The organism is Pseudoalteromonas sp. Of7M-16 (genome assembly GCF_022347805.1).
GTDB classification, from domain to species: Bacteria; Pseudomonadota; Gammaproteobacteria; order Enterobacterales; family Alteromonadaceae; genus Pseudoalteromonas; species Pseudoalteromonas luteoviolacea_F.
The window spans coordinates 200,863-216,740 of sequence record NZ_JAKRFY010000007.1 but is presented as its reverse complement, the minus strand read 5'-3'; the positions used below and the strand labels follow the sequence as shown (position 1 = coordinate 216,740).

Below are 15,878 nucleotides of genomic sequence, written 5' to 3'. Positions count from 1 at the left end.
ATTGGAGTTAAATAAAACGATTTGCCATTTGTTGCATAGCCGTTTTTCTCCAACGTGTTGCTCAGGATACGCTCTGATAACGGCCCCCTGTACTGACATTTTAATTGCTTTGCGTGGTTAAGAGTGGGTTGCAGGTAAGCCTCATCACTGCATATCTTTACCACGCAATTTCGTGATGTAATATCGTGTATTTACTTTCTTTCAAAATACTGGATATTCGGTAAACAAAACTCATCGCCAAAAATTAAATACATCTCGTATACCAGCTCCATGGTCATATAGGTTTTACCGGTTTCAAAATTACTGATCGTCGCTTGGTCAACGTTGAGCTTATCCCCGAGTTGCTTTTGCGTTAAGTTATTACTTTTTCTGGTGCTCCTTAAATTGTTTTGCATTTCGACCATCAATTTATTTATTACTAACCTGCGCCTGATTGCGTCATGTCTCATAAATCTACTAACCATACAATTTCCTTATAAGTAAGTGATCAAGTTATATAAACGGTATCCTTTTATACCCATTGTAGATCACCCTAAAATTATCCTATGAAAAAATAGTGTTAAGATTTTAAACCGCTGGGTGTGAAAAAATCTTCAATCGCTAAGGAGATATCAATTAAGTGCATGAATTTAATGTTATAAAGCTGCTATAGTTATCGCTTTCAAGATGATGGCATACACGTAAATAAATAACTTGAAATGTTCTCAGCCACAAATACAGAATTCGGTTCCTACAAATAACAAACAGATTTATGGTCAACTTGAACTCTGTAAAACAGCTACTAAGCGCACGTTGAATCAAACCGTTGTATATAAAAAATTTAGTCCATAGTGACTTCAACATGTTGAAGTCGGTTTAAGCAATAGTGAAAAACACGCAACTCATGAACTTAACGATTATTGTCGTGTTTTTTCATTAACCCTATTGACCCGTCTATTACTTTACAGTTTAGAGTCTCACCCATCGTAATAAAACATCGCAAGAAAATACCGATGACTATACCAGGAGCCAAAATGAACATTTGTATTCGAGACGAACAGCCCCACGACGCAGTGCACATAGAGTCGCTTACTAAAGCAGCATTTGCTGAAGTAACGCATTCTGATCAGTGCGAACACTTTATTATTCGAGCTTTGAGGCGTGCAAATGCACTGACAATTTCACTCGTGGCTGAGTATGACGGTGCTGTAGTCGGCTATGTAGCCATCTCTCCCGTTGTACTTTCGGATAATCAACAAGGCTGGTTTGGACTGGGCCCAGTGGCAGTTTCCCCTGCTCAGCAAGGCCAAGGCTTAGGCTCGCAATTGATCAATAAGGCACTTGAAATGCTCAAACATAGTCAAGCTAAAGGCTGCGTGGTGCTTGGAGAACCTGCGTATTACAGCCGCTTTGGATTTGCGGCCAATGAAAAGCTCGTGTTGGCAGGCGTTCCTCCTGAATACTTCCAAGTATGTGCATTTAACCAAGACGTACCTACTGCTAGCGTCACGTACCATAACGCCTTCGGCGCAACATCTTAAACCAAATGAGCGGGAGAGAGATTTAACACTCCCGCATTATTAATCCGCAAATACCTTCCCAGCAACACACTCACTGAGCAAACTTTTGAGGCTAGCTGATAGGCTTTTCACCACAATATAAACATGTACTGGTGCAGGCAAGATGCTGTAAATATTTAAGGTACAATTGTGTTATTTTTTTGCTTGTTTATTCGTCATAAAAATGACTTTTAATGCTAATCAATAAGGAATATACAATGAAATTAGCTTCTCTCATTTCAATGGTTGCAATCATTTGTGCCGCTTCATTTAATACACAAGCAAACGACATCGACATCAAGTCAGCAACGAGTAATACCCATTATTTAATTGAATGTTTTCCAAGGTATTCACCAACGCCTTATTGGAGCACTGTAGAGTGGCAAGAGTCGCAGATCCGAGCGGTGCTTTATGAGTGTCGCTCAGAAGGTGGGTTTCCAAAAATAACTGAGCTCTTTTAAATTAATAACTCAGTTGCCAATGTTGGGGAGTGCTTAGCCCCAACATTGGCTATAATGTCGGTATTACAATTTTAACGGGTGTTTATCTCGTTGCTTTTGCACATAACTTTTGGCCGTCATACCATATTGCTTTTTAAAGCATGCACTAAAGTAAGACGCCGAATTGAACCCAACCAATTCAGACACAACCGCCACACTTTTACCATGTAACAATGGAGTGATCGCTTGATACAAGCGGTACGTTCTCAGGTATTCATTTGCCCCCATAGAAATGACCGCAGTGAGTTTGCGATGCAACTGTCGCTCACTCAGCGCCATCTCTTTGGCAAGTTCAGCTACTGAAACATCTGGGTTTTGGTAGCGCTCGTGGATCACCCCATCTAGTTTGTCCAAAAAGTCGTAGATGTGCGGTTCATCTTTAAACTCAAATTTTGGCAACATGGGTAAACTGTCAGCTGCTTTTTTATCCCCTTGCTCAATACGCGCATGCCATCTAGCAGCATTGGCTGCATAGTGCGAAAACACGTTGCGCACTTTAAGCTCTAACGCCTGTACACTAAACGGTTTAGTTATGTAATCATCGGCTTGGCGGCTGAGGCCTTCAAGCTCTCTTTGTTCATTTAAGTTGGCCGTCAATAAAATAACCGGAATATGCGCAGTTAGAGGGTCTTGTTTAATGCGGCTCAACAATCCGAAGCCATCAAGCTTTGGCATCATCACATCGGAAATAATCAGATCGGGAAGTTGCGCTTTTGCCTTTTCAAGGCCTTGTGCGCCATCAACAGCAACCTCTACTTTATAATCCTGCTCAAAAATACTACTGAGTAAAGTCAACATATCTGGCGTATCATCTACGATTAGAACCGTCTTATCGCTTAAATCGTGCCGTGAGCTAGATACTTGTGCCTCATTGTCAGAACACGATATGGCAGGAAGTGCATTAAAGACCAAACTAAACTCACTGCCCTTACCTAACGATGACACAACGTCAATAGACCCTTTTAGCTCATCTGCAATCGCTTTCACGACACTCAACCCAATGCCCAAGCCAACATTTTGCCGTTTACCTGTGTCGGTTCGATATTCAGGTGTAAAAATGGCCTCCAATTCACTTGGCTCAATACCTACCCCTTCATCTTGAACATGCAAAATACAGCGAGGCGCTTTTTCATCACCTTGTAAACTCAAAATGAGTGACACGGTTTTACCCACAGCGCTATATTTAATTGCATTGCTTAGTAAGTTACTCACACATTGCTCGAGCTGATCTGGGCGAGCCAGAACATGGATATCGTCTTCAATATTTGTTTTCAGCATAATGTCGCTTTGCTCAGCCATTGGACCAAATGCAGCTATCTGCTCTAAACAAATTTGAGACAAATTAAAGCTGGTGAGTGACTGCGTCGGGCTGACAATCGGCAACTGAGATTCTTGATTGAGATTTGATACCCGCATCAACTGCTCTATTAACACCTTTAAACGCTTGGCATTGCTAATCACGATATTTGCCATTTTGCTGCGTTCATCAGGTTGTTGGACTCTGTTGAGTTGCTCAGCAGGCCCTTGAATTAGAGAAACTGGCGTCATCAGTTCGTGAGACAACGTTTTTAATAACAGCGTTCGCTGCGCTTGTGCTTGTGCCAATGCCTCCGACTTTTCGGTAAGCAGTTTGTTTTGTTTACTTATTTCTCGTGTTTGCTCGGCAACTTCAATCTCCAATGCGGTTTGGATACGTTTCAAAGCCGCTATACGAATTTGATAAATAATATATAAAATCAATATCGAACCGAGTGCATATGCACAATATGCCCATACAGTCGCATACCATGGGGTTTCAATGGTAAAAGAAAACTCGCTGATGTTCTGTGACCAGTTTCCGTCACTGTCAGTGCTTTGCAGTAACAACTTGTATTGGCCGTATGCCAGCTTGGGGATCATCAATACCCGGCTTTTCCCCAACTCTACCCAAGTGTTAGCGATCCCCTCTAGTTTGTACCTAAATTGCTGCTTCGAGACACTGGCAAAGTTATTGTTAGCAAGCACAAAGCGCATACTCGCGTGTTCGTAGGGAAGTGCAACCAGATTTTCTTGGTGAAAGTAACGCTTCGACTGTCCGTTTGCAAAAGTAAGCTCAAATTCACTCACCTTAGGCTGCGCGTCGGAAAAACCAAGTTTGTTAGGGCTGAATAAAGTCATTCCATCAGGTGCTATAAAAGCGAGTTGTCGCTCAAAAGCAGCACCTGCACTGCCTAAATACCCTTGTGTAAACAGGCCATCTCCTTTGTCAAAATGGCGAACGCTCAAGTCCGAGTCCTCTGGAGACCACCCCATCACGCCAAAGCTACTGGCAAACCACGCATAGCCTGCATCATCAAAAACAACACTGGTATTGGTCAACCTTTTGAGCTTATCTGGTAAGGCTTTCCATGATTGGGTTTTTAGATCCAGTACTTGTAAACCACTCTCAGTTTGAACAAATAAAAAGTCTTTTGGGCTGAGATAAAGGTCATAAACCGCATTTGAGACTCTATCGCCAAGCGCTGTTTTTGGTTCAAAACGCTGCGTGCTGACATCAAAGGTTTGCAGCCCACTTGATGTGGCCACCCACAGGAGCTCGTTATGAAGAACCAAGCTGTGTATTTCATCACTTAACAGGCCTGAGTTTTCAGTATTAAATCGCTCTACGTGTTTAGTACGCGGGTTTAATCGAGTCAAACCATCAAAGCTATGGGACAGCCAAATAGTTTGTTCGTCTTGAATAACAATGCTATAAATCGCATCGGGGATATTATATTTCTCAAAATCAAATTGTTGAACCACTGTCATTGATTGTGGTTCGACTTTCACTAAGCTTTTATAGAGGCTGATCCACACATGTTCACTCGGCGATACAGCCATTGCTTGAGCAGATAAGTCTTCGGTATCAAGGCAACGTTGAAAGTCACCCTCGAACGAGTAACGGCATACACCAGCTAGTTGATCGGCAAGCCAAATAGACTCATCCGTAATCAATACATCGTTGATTTCATACTGTCCGGTTTCACTTGGATGAGCAAACTCTCGGTTTTTAATTGCATTGTGATTGGTTGAAAGCAGCGCAACACCTTCGCTGTATGTGCCATAAGCCTTTACTTGTTGGTCTTGGTACAATGACAGTAATGGTGGCAATCCACTACTGACCTCCACCTTGCCACTGTTTAAGGTCAGTAGCCCAGTGTTCAGTGACGCTGCATAAAATTCGCTTTCACTTTCTTGAATATCAAATACATAGCCAACAGTGTCAAACTCGTTCTCGTCAATGTAGCGCATTTCTAACTTGCGCTCGCTATGCTCATAGGTAGCCAAACCATAGCCATGAATGCTTAACCAAATTGACCCATTATTTAGACGCCACACTTTGTCAGCGAAGGCTGGCTGACCATTTTCATGTAATAAGTATTCAGCTCGCAGCGTATTGGTATCAACAATCATAATACCACTATCAGTCGCGAGTATTAGTTTGGACAGTTCAACCTCGGTTATCGATAATACTTGAGGGGTAATGGAACGCCCATCAAGCATCAGCGCCAATGGGTTAAGTTGATTTTGTTCAAACTGATAAACGCCAGACTTCGCGCCAACCCATACGATACCGTCACTTGATTCAAATACACTGTATGCGTTTAGCTGTGTATGTGGCTGGGACGACGCAATTGGTTCAAAACGCTCACTTTTAGCACCGAGTACTCCAACGCCTTGATCGCCAACAGCCCACAAGCGATTTTGAGAATCAAACAATAAATCACGCACCCGAGTCGACTGGTTTGTACTGAGTGTTTTATGTGAAAAAAAGCGTACCGTGTTAACGCCATCAAATCGGGCAAGGCCTTGGCCGGTAGCTATCCACATAAACCCCCGGTGATCACGCTCGATGTCAAACACACGATTGCCCGGCAATCCATCTCCCACGCCTAAAGCTAAGTGGGTATCAGATTTACCAAAGCTTTCGCTGCTGAACAGCATACCAAATATAATTAAAAAACCGACATAAAGCGCGGTGACGAAATTCCTATGCATATTATTAAAACATTGTTTTTATTGCTTATTTTTATAATTAACGTTGGTAAAACTTGTACCTGTGCTACATAATAACAACAACTTAGCAATTATCAAACTTTGTTGTTATACGTGACTTACGGCAGATTATTGCGCATTTTTGTCTGTTTTTCGCTACCTGTAGCACCACGAGTTTCCCTATAATTACCACATTGACTTAGTCTAGGCCTTTAATAGAACCGAGCTAGTCGAACTTCTAATAACAATAGTTAAAGACACATTTAATCTAATTTTTGCAGTAACCAATAAGCCTGCGCCAATAATAAGGAACGTGCATGTATAAATCACATTTAAAGACCCTCTCACTGGCCATACTCTGTAGTACCTTATTTACAGGCTGTGGTGGCGGCGGTGGCGGTGGCCCCAAAGGACCCAGTATTGACTTGAGTAACAACAATAATACGCCTAGCCAAAATACCGGCTCGACAGCGTCAAATAATAACAATACAACCACAGGTACAGTGAATAACAATAGTGGCAATACCGTAACCAACCCACCTGTTACGGATGACCATAGCCGCTATGCACGACGTGGACGAGTGATTGACGGCTATGTGCAAGGAGCAACTGTTTGGCTTGATCTAAATAACAATGCGGTTAAAGATGATAATGAGCCATCTGTGGTTTCAACAGATAAAGGCAGCTATGAATTAGAACTCACTGAGGAGCAAGCCCAATGTGCTGCCTATGTGCCAACCTATGTCGATGTGCCGGTTGGTGCCATTGACGAAGACCTTGGTGAAGTTACTAAGGCTTATCAAATGGTTCTGCCACCTACGCTAACAAGCCTAGAAGGTGAAGATCAGCAGCACATTACACCACTAACTACGGTGCTGTGGCAGTCACTTTATAAAACTGATGCATATAAAAATAAAACATGTACCACCATACTTGCAGATGACGCGCTTCAAGAGCAGCTGAAAATTGTAATGCGCGAAACCATTGATCAGGTGATTGAGCATTACAATATTTCTGAACAGCAATTATTCAGTGACTATATCGAGAGTGGTGACGACGCGCTAAAGAAACTCGCTGAAGACATTGTTAAAGGGCTTCAAGCAAGTGTAGAGAAATATCTAAAGCTTGCAAAAGAATATGTAGACGCGCATGAAATTCGTGTTCTCCACTATCTCGATACTCCGTCAGAGCAACCAGATAGCACCGAACTTGTGTGGTATAGAAGTATTCTTATTTATGGAAAAGACGGTAGTACCCCAGTTGATGAGCGTGTACGCATGGATGACAATCTTGAGACTGTGCTATTTGTTCAATATGACCGCAAAGAAATAACCAGCCCTTGGAGCGATAACCACACCTATATTCAAACAACAGATTTGGTAAAAAATAGTGCTGACGATATCGGCCACTGCTTCCAGTTTGAGAGATTAGAAGTGAAAATTAGCGGCTTCACCTATGAGTTACGCAATTGGAAAAGTATTGACCGTACATCGCAACAGCAAGCTTGCGATGACAACATTGACTTTAGTGACGCAGAAAACCGCGTATTATCTGTATCTTACAGTAAAGATAAAGTTTCCTATCTAACCGAGTTTCACCAAAATGCGGAGTCAATTGCTGAGCTAGACGACTGGATAAATATGAGTGAAAAGTCAGAGATTTTAGATGTACTCGTATTGGTGGCATACTTCTCATTGGCAGGCTACGAGTTTGACGATAACGTCAACATCCCTTTCTCTTCTTGGCACAAGCGCATTACAGATGACTCAGGTGACAACCGAATCATCACCTCCAGAGATAGCGATGGCACATGGCAACGCCAAACATATCAAGACGATGGCACTTATGTACAGGAATGCAGTACCGATGGGCAAACTTGGGCCGAGTGTAGCAACTAATAAAGATCCTTTTTAAGGGCTGTTTATAACAAAGTAGCCCATGGTTCTCCCACAAAACGGTGTAAGCATTATTCAACTTACACCGTTTTTTGTGCCTAAGTCACTCAACAAAATTTGCCCCATGGTCTCTTGCCAGCTTTGCTTGTCCAAGCCTTCAGCATCTGGTCTTTGCTGTTGCTATGAATGGCTGAATAAGCACCTAAAACAAGCTAATAACACTATGAGCACTCAGACAGTGCCTTTTACTCAATTTAAGCCTCTGTACATGTAATTACTCAGTCAGGCCAATTCAACAGCCTCCTGAGTGCACATCACAGCATTGTATTGTCTCTGGAATAAAAACGCCCAAATTTAGCACTGACAACGGCGAACACGTTGCCCATGCTCCTCAAAGCAGACTTCTTTGTTTGATGTTTAACCACAATGAGGCATCATCACACATTTGCTTTTTCTCGTGGTGAATACAGCGGAACCTTGAACAGGCTAATACTTTTTAAAAATTGGTGAGCTTATCAAAATCACATTATTGTGTTTTTGTACTTAATATAATAGTGCAATAATGATAATATGACACTATACCAAGATTCCTTAGCTTTTATTATTAAAATTTAGCGAATAATCAAATAAAAACTATAAAAAACACTCCACACTACACTAATACTTTGTCATTAAAAACCCTGTAAGAAAAAACAATAAATTTTTTAATTTTTTGTCAATTCATGGTTTATTTCTCAAAAACACCTTGATATTATCAATCGCAACAAATGAAATATTTAATAAACATCAGGTGTAGAAAAATCGAGTAAGCGTTAAATTACTATTTAGATAACATGATAATATTCATATTAACTGTCAGATATCGATAAAAGCTTGCAATTACAAGCTTTTAAGTGATAGCTTTTGTTAAATTTGTTATCAAAAGGTAATGTTGGAACATATGAAACTTAGAATTCGACAACTAGGATTGTTTAATGGCTTATGGGGAGAAGCAGCCAAGTCGATAAGATCGATGCGTAAGGATGCAGGCCTCACACAAAGTCAATTAGGACAAAAACTTATTCCTGTAGTGGACCAAGCAACGATATCCAATTGGGAAACTGGTAAAACCCCAGTACCATTAACCAGTTATTTTTTAATATGCTTTATTTGTGGTTTTAGTCCCGAAGAAAAAACTAAGCAACTACTCGAAAGTCAACAACCAGAGAATAAGAGAAATTAAGGGATATATCTGATGTTTAGTTATGAAAAACTAGAGTTCTTTTACAACGGAGTAACTTATTTATCTATTCCAGTTTATCTTATAGCCCTTTTTATTGGATGGAAGAACCTTAATTTTAGATATATTTGCTCATTGCTATTTTTCATAGAAATAATAGATTCAGCGTTTTACGAGCCCTCTAGAAGTTGGGGACAGTACTATTACTTGTGGGGAGCATTTGTTTGTTGTTGCTTCATCATCCCTGTTTTGGGTAGAAGGTTGATTGTTGAGAAGTTATGCCATATTGATTTTTTCAGAAGAGTACACAATAGTTATAACTTTACAAAACAAGAAGGTGGCCTCCTATTCGTATTCTTTGTTAGCTTTTCACTTTACTTTATTTGTTTTTTAGAAGCTTCTTTATACGTTTTGGACATTTTCAACTCAACAATAATTATTGAATCAGCCTTTAGCCAAACGCAGCTAATTTTACATATTACAGCAATGTACTTTGTAATTTCAGCATCATTTCAACACAGAGAGCCAAATTTTGTTGGCTTCACAACTCAAAAAAATTATTAAAGGATAGATATATGAAAGAACTTAATAAGCAAGATTTATCAAAAGTAGTTGGCGGAACAGCTGGTGGAATAGGGAGACCTGTTGACTTGCCTAAGTAACATGAAGAAACTATTAATTATTATCATTTCAAGTGTAGTATATACACTTGAAATATAGCTTTATACGAATCTAATGATACTTTCACTCTCTAAGTTGAGAAATGCATGTATTTAAGTATGTCTACTTAGCCATTATTAAATAAAAATTTCTCATCCCATTATAAAGAAATAAATTATAAAACCAACGTAACACCACTTCAATATTACAAATAAGTAGTAATATAAAGTATTAACATTTACAAACTTCTCGTAGTACACGACTCAGTAATTGAAATGTAACTGTGGTGTTTGCTTTAATAAAATGGCAACTTTTTTGGCCCAAGGTATTCTTGTAGATGGTAGATAGGACTAGTAAATCTCTAATTACTACATCTATCCTATTTAACGGAAGTTAGGCATATAATGAAAGATCGAGAGCATGGAATAGGAACATTTAAAACTCTTTGGAAAGAGCTTGCTGTTGCAGTCAAATTAATAAGGGAAGACTCTGGGTTTTCTAGAAGCAACCTCGGTAAAAAGCTAATACCTTCAGTTAGTGAAGAGACCATCTCTGCTTGGGAAGAAGGGCATGAGCTAATTCCAATTTATCAATTTTTACTAGTTTGCTTTGTATGTGGCTTTACTTCGGAAAAAAAAGCCAAACAACAAGTTGAAAATCAACAAACTGATAAAGAATAAGAGTAATAGGTGCCCAATGTTTAGCTACGAAAACTATAAAGCATTCTATGATAGTGTTGCTTTTTTTATCACTCCTATCTACTTTATCTCCTTAATTGTTGGTTGGAGAAGTATCAACACGAGAATGCTGATAATTTCTTTACTGACGCTCGAAGCCATAGATAACTTATTAACTGACTGGTCCTATACACTAGGGAGCAATTATGGTTTTTACGCCATATTTGTGTGTGCTGTCTTTTCATTTGCTATTATTGGCAGGCGTTTACTGGCAAAATGGTTAGGCAATTACATAAGATTCTGTAATGATGTTTACCAAAACTACTACTTTAGCAAGCAAGAAGCTGCGCTGTTTTTCATGTCCGTTTTACTAATGCTATTTCACATAATCGCTTTGGTTGAAGTAAAACTCTATCAATACCAATTGATCGCTAGTTACCCTTATAGAATTAACCTTTTTCCTCTTTTGCTTACAGTATCGCATTTGCTCGCAGCACTCACCATATTGAGGCTAGCAATCCGACGAGTCCCCGTAGATATATATGTAAAACAGAGAAGAACAAGAGCCAAACTTAATGAGGGGCTCGAGAGTTCTAGCCGTCAAGATGCAGCGCAAGACAAGAACCAAAACTCTCAATAACAAACGCTTTAAGTAATGTAGACGATTAGATGACTAAATCGCGAAACTGCACATAGACAGGTAATTTAAATGCATAAAAATCACCATTTAATGTCTATATGCTTGCTCACTTAAAGTAACACGTGCACAGGATTGATAACTTGCTTAATAGCGACTCTCTCAATTACATTTATTATGTAATTGGTCAAATTTCAACACCAGTGTTTTTTATTGCGCTTATTGCTGGCTGGAAAAGTGTTAACACCCGGAGTTTGTTGTTAATCCTGCTCGTTGTAGAGGCCATCGACACCTTGGTATCAAATATCGCGCTGTCTTGGCAATACAACTTCTACCTCTGGATCTTTTTTTATAGTCTTGTCTATATCTATGTTGTATTTGCCAGAAGATTGATAGCAATAAAATTGAGCCCCCACTTTAAATTCTTTGATGAGGTTCGTAAAAACTACTACTTTAGCAAGCAAGAAGGCGGGCTTATTTTTGTATATGCCTGTGCAAGCCTCTTTTTGTTTATTAATTTGATTGAAATTAAACTGTATCAATATGGCGTGCTGGGCAGTTTATTTATTGTGGAGCAACTTTTCAGCCCCGCCCTCACCCTACTCTACTTAGTCGAAGCCCTATTGCTGCTTAGGTTATCCATTCGGACCCTACCGGTTGATAATGACTAAGCGCACCTATAACACAGCTGTATATTTTCATAATGCGTTAGCTATCACATTTTCCCACTGTATTTAAAGTAAAACTTTGTATGAATAGAAAAAACTAAGTTACAAATAAAAGGCCAACGGTGCATCAAAAAGTATTATATTAAACGCCCATTTTAGGGGGATTGTCACTTTGCATCATTTTATAGCGGATTCATCTTATTAGAGGTCCATTAAAAATAAGAACACTATAAACTAAGTAAATACATGTACTCGCACGTAATTTTTAAAGGCCAACACACTTGCTAGAAGCGTTTTCAATAAATTCTATTTATCATGCAATTAGCTTTGTTAGCTTGCCAGTAATGATCATTGCTTTATTTGTTGGCTGGAAGAGTATCAATACTCGCTGCTTACTATTGATGTTGGTTGCACTTGAGTTAATGGATACTATCTTTACTGAAATAGCCATCAGCTGGGGAAATTATTACTACCTATGTGTGTTTATAATTAGTTGGGCATATGTCTATGTTGTTTTTGCTCGAAGATTGATAGTTGCTAAACTTAAAAGTCGCAGCAGACTTTGCAAAGACGTTTACGACCACTTCTATTTCACAAGACAAGAAGGAGCATTGCTTTTTGTCTATATATCCTATGTATTTGTTACTTTTATCGCGCTAGTCGAGCTTGGTCTCTTCGTGTTGTACGTAATAGATTCATTTCCATACATTAGATATCTGTTTAGCCCCTTACTCACCTTCTTCTGCCTAATGGAAGCGATAGTGATCCTTTGGTTGGCCACGCGTACAGCACCGGTTGACGAGCATGTACTGGCAATGAAACATGCTCGAAAAATGCGTAGAAACAGCCATTCCGATAGACGCAAATAACACTTGAAGACTTTAGTCTACGCCATAGCGCTGCTTATATTTTTGAATAATCTCTTCAATGCGTTGTCTGTTTTTTATAATGGCTAAATTGAGCTGCCTCAGTTGCGGCTCGCTCAGCATGCCAGGCCTGAGCATATAGTGAATGGGATTGTCGTAAATTTTTATGGTAGTAGCTCGAATCACCCCTTTATAATCTGCTTCTTGTGTTAAATGAGCGCCTGTTAAAATGTCTTCTACGGCATATTCAACCCGCTTGTGTTTTATTAGATTAAAGCGTTCGTGGGCAAAGTTGGTTTCTACCACACAATCCTCACAAGCCTTTCTAAAGCCCTCAAAACCTTGTCCGTAAACGCTACCTCGACTAATTGCAATCAAGTTGTTTTTTAGGTGTCGTAAAAGCGCAATGCTTGTTATTAAGCCGTCGTGCATCATGGTATCTGTATTGTCTTGATGTGCAAACAGCAACATGACTTCTTGTCGATACGGCAAACTGAACTCGGCGTATTTTCGTCGGGATTGTGTAAAACTAGCCGCAGGGATCAGGTCAACTTTGTTTTCTTGAAATTGCTTAAATGCGCGGCTTGAGGAAGGGAGCTCAACGTACTGCCAGCAAAACCCAGCCTCTTTTAATACCAGCTCAACAACTTCAACTTCTAACCCCTCATAATGCCCGTTTACACGCTGTGAATATGGCGGCCAATTACCGCTGGTACTTACACGCAAGGTCTTTTCACAACTGTATGCGGCTCTGCTTAATGTTAAAGTTACTAACATCAGAGTAAGCACACACAAATTAATCATAAGTGCGCAGTAAAGTTTGCTCGTTGCCTTTATCAATCTACCTGGTGCCTTGTTATTTATAAGCTTTTATCTAATCCTATCCTGTTTCGTAGCAACTAGGCTGTCTCGGGCACGCTGTCCCTCTGGTGCAAATGACTCGTACATCATTGTTGATCCCTCTGTCTATCCAATTGATGTTAAGAATTTTTGCCACGCTCATGAGCTGCTTTTTCAGATGCCATGGTACAACACTTGCGCCGCCTTGTTTAATACAAAGTGCCTGTAACTCTTGCACCACTTCATCGGCGCTTATCCCCTGTGCGTCAATTGCTGGATTTAGGTCTATGCCAGCACACAGTACATGGGCATTCTCTACAAGATCATTCACTTTAAGTGACTCACAACAGTATAGATGAGGTTTACCATTTACATTGAGAATGGAGAGTTGTGCACTTGACTGCTGAGACTGGGCTACAAACTTTCTAAACACCGCCCAGTGCTGGCAGGGATCTTCAACGCTTCGCATATTCCCCCAAGGTAGAGGTATACCATTGCCACGATATACGGCTTTTAGTTTTCCGGGTAGATAGGCATCAAAGTAATGCCAATGCGGATATGGCGACACAACAGTCATACGGCGCATCGCAACAGACGGTGAAATATTTAAATGCTGGTGAATGTCTATTTCATAACCATATGAGTCGAGCAACTGCCGATAGGCAACTTTTGGACACAGTAAAGCGCCTGCAAAAAAGCTTGACTCAAAATCATGCCAAGCCGTTAGAATATCCTGCGCGTTGGGTGTAGTGTCTGAAGCTGGTAGCACTGCGGTATTAAAGCCACCTGTTCGCAACACGCAGCGCAGTCCTTTGAGTTCGTGCAACACACTATGGCCAATGTGCACAGCTAAGTCATATTTTAGTCTTGCAGGGTTTTTCTCAAGCAGGCGGTTTACATGTACCACGTTGGGCTCTTCGAAATAAGAGGTGATCAAGTGATTAAAGACATGCCCACTGTCATCCATCACTTCATTTGGGACTTCATCATACCAGCTCAGTTTCAGACCGTGCTTTTTTATCAACGCCATGAGGTCTTCAACACTTAAATAGAGATTTTTGTCACCAACTTCGTCGGCGGCGCGCTCCAGATCAGGAAAGTGGTTTTGATGGTGCTCTTGATGAGCTCGTATCAAAAGGTGGGCAAACTGTCTACCACTGATCCCCGTTTGCGAAAGCATCTCTGGTATCGCAATTTGTAGTATGTCGTTAGAAAATAAAAAATTTGGCTCTAGTGCCATCCCCTCAATCCCACCAGAGCGGCCTTTTTGTGGGGTGATGGCATCGGGCTCGGGATCTGTGTCTAAAAACCACGATAGTGGCTTTTGAAACACTTCAGCAAAGTTCTCTAACATGTCACTACTTGGCGTGCGTTTACCGCGCTCAATCATGGACAAATATGACACTGAAGGCGCTGTGTGCGGATCTACTCGGATACACCGAGCAGACAAATCTTCTAGCGTTAAATGGTTACGTTTTCGGAGGTTGCGGATCTTGGTACCGAGAAAGTGAGACTTACGCATCAGCTCTGAGCTTTTTTTCATTTTAATACCAATCCTTCTCATTTAAGCGACTTTAATCAATTTTATCGACATTTTTACTACATATTCATGATATAAAAGAGCATAAATTCGACCATTTTACAACAAGAGGTCTGACCAGATTTTGTAAAATTTACACTGTAAAATTCTTTTTGTGAAATTTATTGATAATTTTTTATACACTGAAATTGTAGTCAATTAATCAGCACACGTTATGTGACAACCGTAACGTTTCACAACAATTTAATTTCGGTAACTGGGGATACATCAATGAAAGCACAACTTCAAACTACACCACCACTAAGTGAAGAATGTCAGAAGCTCGTTATTGCAAAACAATTTTTAGATCAACACTGCCCGCTCGAATTTGGCTCTCATACTCAAGTCAGTGCTTACGTTGTTTATTACAACCACTTAATGGTGTTTTTTGCGGATGGACAGCACTGCGGACTGAAAAACACCAAACAATTTGTTGCCCTTTGTGGTCACAAAGAAGCACCGTCTACCATCTTATTGCAAAAAGACGATGGCTTGCACATTGAACTAAGTTTTAACATCGCTGGTGATACCGGAAAATATGACAAAGCCCATATTAATGATGTGCAATACGAAACACCTTTTAGCGCCATCGACACGCAAAACCGCAAGCATACTAAATTGTGGATGAGCTTTATTGACGGTGTTCAACACACTTTGCTCGAAGAGTCGCGTTGCAAATGCTACCGCAGCAAAAATGGTGAAGATTACGAAATCTAAGCCTCAACTTTAAAATTTCTTGCTTTTATTCGCTGTGAATTTTTATCTTGGCCACAATACAACTTGTG

The 15,878-nt window shown here is 40.3% G+C and carries 13 protein-coding genes; 9 read left to right on the top strand and 4 right to left on the bottom strand.

The genetic code is table 11. The features are described from left to right. Window positions 1-191 precede the first annotated feature (191 nt). Complete coding sequence (locus MHN81_RS09615) at window positions 192-464, bottom strand: helix-turn-helix transcriptional regulator (protein WP_023402158.1); 273 nt, start codon at window positions 462-464, stop codon at window positions 192-194. Window positions 465-1,013: 549 nt separating this feature from the next. Between MHN81_RS09615 and MHN81_RS09610 the strand changes: the two genes are divergently transcribed. Next, window positions 1,014-1,520, top strand: a complete 507-nt coding sequence (locus MHN81_RS09610; protein WP_239425628.1) for an N-acetyltransferase — start codon at window positions 1,014-1,016, stop codon at window positions 1,518-1,520. 236 nt (window positions 1,521-1,756) lie between these two features. Next, the gene (locus MHN81_RS09605) at window positions 1,757-1,999 is read left to right on the top strand and encodes a hypothetical protein (RefSeq protein WP_023402156.1); all 243 of its coding nucleotides are present in this window, start codon (window positions 1,757-1,759) and stop codon (window positions 1,997-1,999) included. Between the two features lie 63 nt (window positions 2,000-2,062). Here MHN81_RS09605 and MHN81_RS09600 read toward each other — a convergent pair whose 3' ends face one another. Continuing rightward, a complete protein-coding gene (locus MHN81_RS09600) occupies window positions 2,063-6,055 on the bottom strand; it encodes a response regulator (RefSeq protein WP_239425627.1) in 3,993 nt (1,330 codons plus the stop codon). A 314-nt stretch (window positions 6,056-6,369) separates the two neighbouring features. On the opposite strand from MHN81_RS09600, the gene MHN81_RS09595 reads away from it, so the two are divergent. The 6 genes from MHN81_RS09595 to MHN81_RS09570 all read left to right on the top strand — a co-directional run bounded on the left by MHN81_RS09595 (window position 6,370) and on the right by MHN81_RS09570 (window position 12,677). Further along, window positions 6,370-7,950, top strand: coding sequence for a hypothetical protein (locus tag MHN81_RS09595; RefSeq protein ID WP_239425626.1), 1,581 nt, complete (start codon window positions 6,370-6,372; stop codon window positions 7,948-7,950). 937 nt (window positions 7,951-8,887) lie between these two features. Then, complete coding sequence (locus tag MHN81_RS09590) at window positions 8,888-9,169, top strand: helix-turn-helix transcriptional regulator (protein ID WP_023402153.1); 282 nt, start codon at window positions 8,888-8,890, stop codon at window positions 9,167-9,169. A 1,061-nt stretch (window positions 9,170-10,230) separates the two neighbouring features. Next, window positions 10,231-10,506, top strand: coding sequence for a hypothetical protein (locus MHN81_RS09585; RefSeq protein WP_239425625.1), 276 nt, complete (start codon window positions 10,231-10,233; stop codon window positions 10,504-10,506). 16 nt (window positions 10,507-10,522) lie between these two features. Then, window positions 10,523-11,143 carry a hypothetical protein gene (locus MHN81_RS09580; RefSeq protein WP_239425624.1) on the top strand — a complete coding sequence of 207 codons (621 nt, stop codon included), beginning with the start codon at window positions 10,523-10,525 and terminating at the stop codon, window positions 11,141-11,143. A 140-nt stretch (window positions 11,144-11,283) separates the two neighbouring features. After that, the gene (locus MHN81_RS09575) at window positions 11,284-11,811 is read left to right on the top strand and encodes a hypothetical protein (RefSeq protein ID WP_023402148.1); all 528 of its coding nucleotides are present in this window, start codon (window positions 11,284-11,286) and stop codon (window positions 11,809-11,811) included. 278 nt (window positions 11,812-12,089) lie between these two features. Next, window positions 12,090-12,677, top strand: coding sequence for a hypothetical protein (locus MHN81_RS09570; RefSeq protein ID WP_239425623.1), 588 nt, complete (start codon window positions 12,090-12,092; stop codon window positions 12,675-12,677). A 12-nt stretch (window positions 12,678-12,689) separates the two neighbouring features. Here the strand turns inward: MHN81_RS09570 and MHN81_RS09565 are convergent, their stop codons facing one another. Both MHN81_RS09565 and MHN81_RS09560 read right to left on the bottom strand, forming a co-directional pair. Continuing rightward, on the bottom strand, window positions 12,690-13,451 hold the full coding sequence (locus MHN81_RS09565) for a transporter substrate-binding domain-containing protein (RefSeq protein WP_239425622.1): 762 nt from the start codon (window positions 13,449-13,451) through the stop codon (window positions 12,690-12,692). 103 nt (window positions 13,452-13,554) lie between these two features. After that, window positions 13,555-15,057: a DUF3612 domain-containing protein gene (locus MHN81_RS09560; RefSeq protein ID WP_239425621.1), complete on the bottom strand. Its 1,503-nt coding sequence runs from the start codon at window positions 15,055-15,057 to the stop codon at window positions 13,555-13,557. Between the two features lie 267 nt (window positions 15,058-15,324). Between MHN81_RS09560 and MHN81_RS09555 the strand changes: the two genes are divergently transcribed. Continuing rightward, window positions 15,325-15,810 (top strand): hypothetical protein, encoded by a 486-nt coding sequence (locus MHN81_RS09555; RefSeq protein ID WP_023402144.1) that lies wholly within the window; start codon window positions 15,325-15,327, stop codon window positions 15,808-15,810. The last annotated feature ends 68 nt before the right edge of the window (window positions 15,811-15,878 follow it).

What these genes read in the sequence shown, in the direction of transcription:
- MHN81_RS09580 (WP_239425624.1), top strand. Translation starts at nt 10,523, where the DNA reads ATGTTTAGCTACGAAAACTATAAAGCATTCTATGATAGTGTTGCTTTT.
- MHN81_RS09590 (WP_023402153.1), top strand. Translation starts at nt 8,888, where the DNA reads ATGAAACTTAGAATTCGACAACTAGGATTGTTTAATGGCTTATGGGGA.
- MHN81_RS09585 (WP_239425625.1), top strand. Translation starts at nt 10,231, where the DNA reads ATGAAAGATCGAGAGCATGGAATAGGAACATTTAAAACTCTTTGGAAA.
- MHN81_RS09615 (WP_023402158.1), bottom strand. Translation starts at nt 464, where the DNA reads ATGGTTAGTAGATTTATGAGACATGACGCAATCAGGCGCAGGTTAGTA.
- MHN81_RS09560 (WP_239425621.1), bottom strand. Translation starts at nt 15,057, where the DNA reads ATGAAAAAAAGCTCAGAGCTGATGCGTAAGTCTCACTTTCTCGGTACC.
- MHN81_RS09610 (WP_239425628.1), top strand. Translation starts at nt 1,014, where the DNA reads ATGAACATTTGTATTCGAGACGAACAGCCCCACGACGCAGTGCACATA.
- MHN81_RS09555 (WP_023402144.1), top strand. Translation starts at nt 15,325, where the DNA reads ATGAAAGCACAACTTCAAACTACACCACCACTAAGTGAAGAATGTCAG.
- MHN81_RS09565 (WP_239425622.1), bottom strand. Translation starts at nt 13,451, where the DNA reads ATGTTAGTAACTTTAACATTAAGCAGAGCCGCATACAGTTGTGAAAAG.
- MHN81_RS09600 (WP_239425627.1), bottom strand. Translation starts at nt 6,055, where the DNA reads ATGCATAGGAATTTCGTCACCGCGCTTTATGTCGGTTTTTTAATTATA.
- MHN81_RS09605 (WP_023402156.1), top strand. Translation starts at nt 1,757, where the DNA reads ATGAAATTAGCTTCTCTCATTTCAATGGTTGCAATCATTTGTGCCGCT.
- MHN81_RS09595 (WP_239425626.1), top strand. Translation starts at nt 6,370, where the DNA reads ATGTATAAATCACATTTAAAGACCCTCTCACTGGCCATACTCTGTAGT.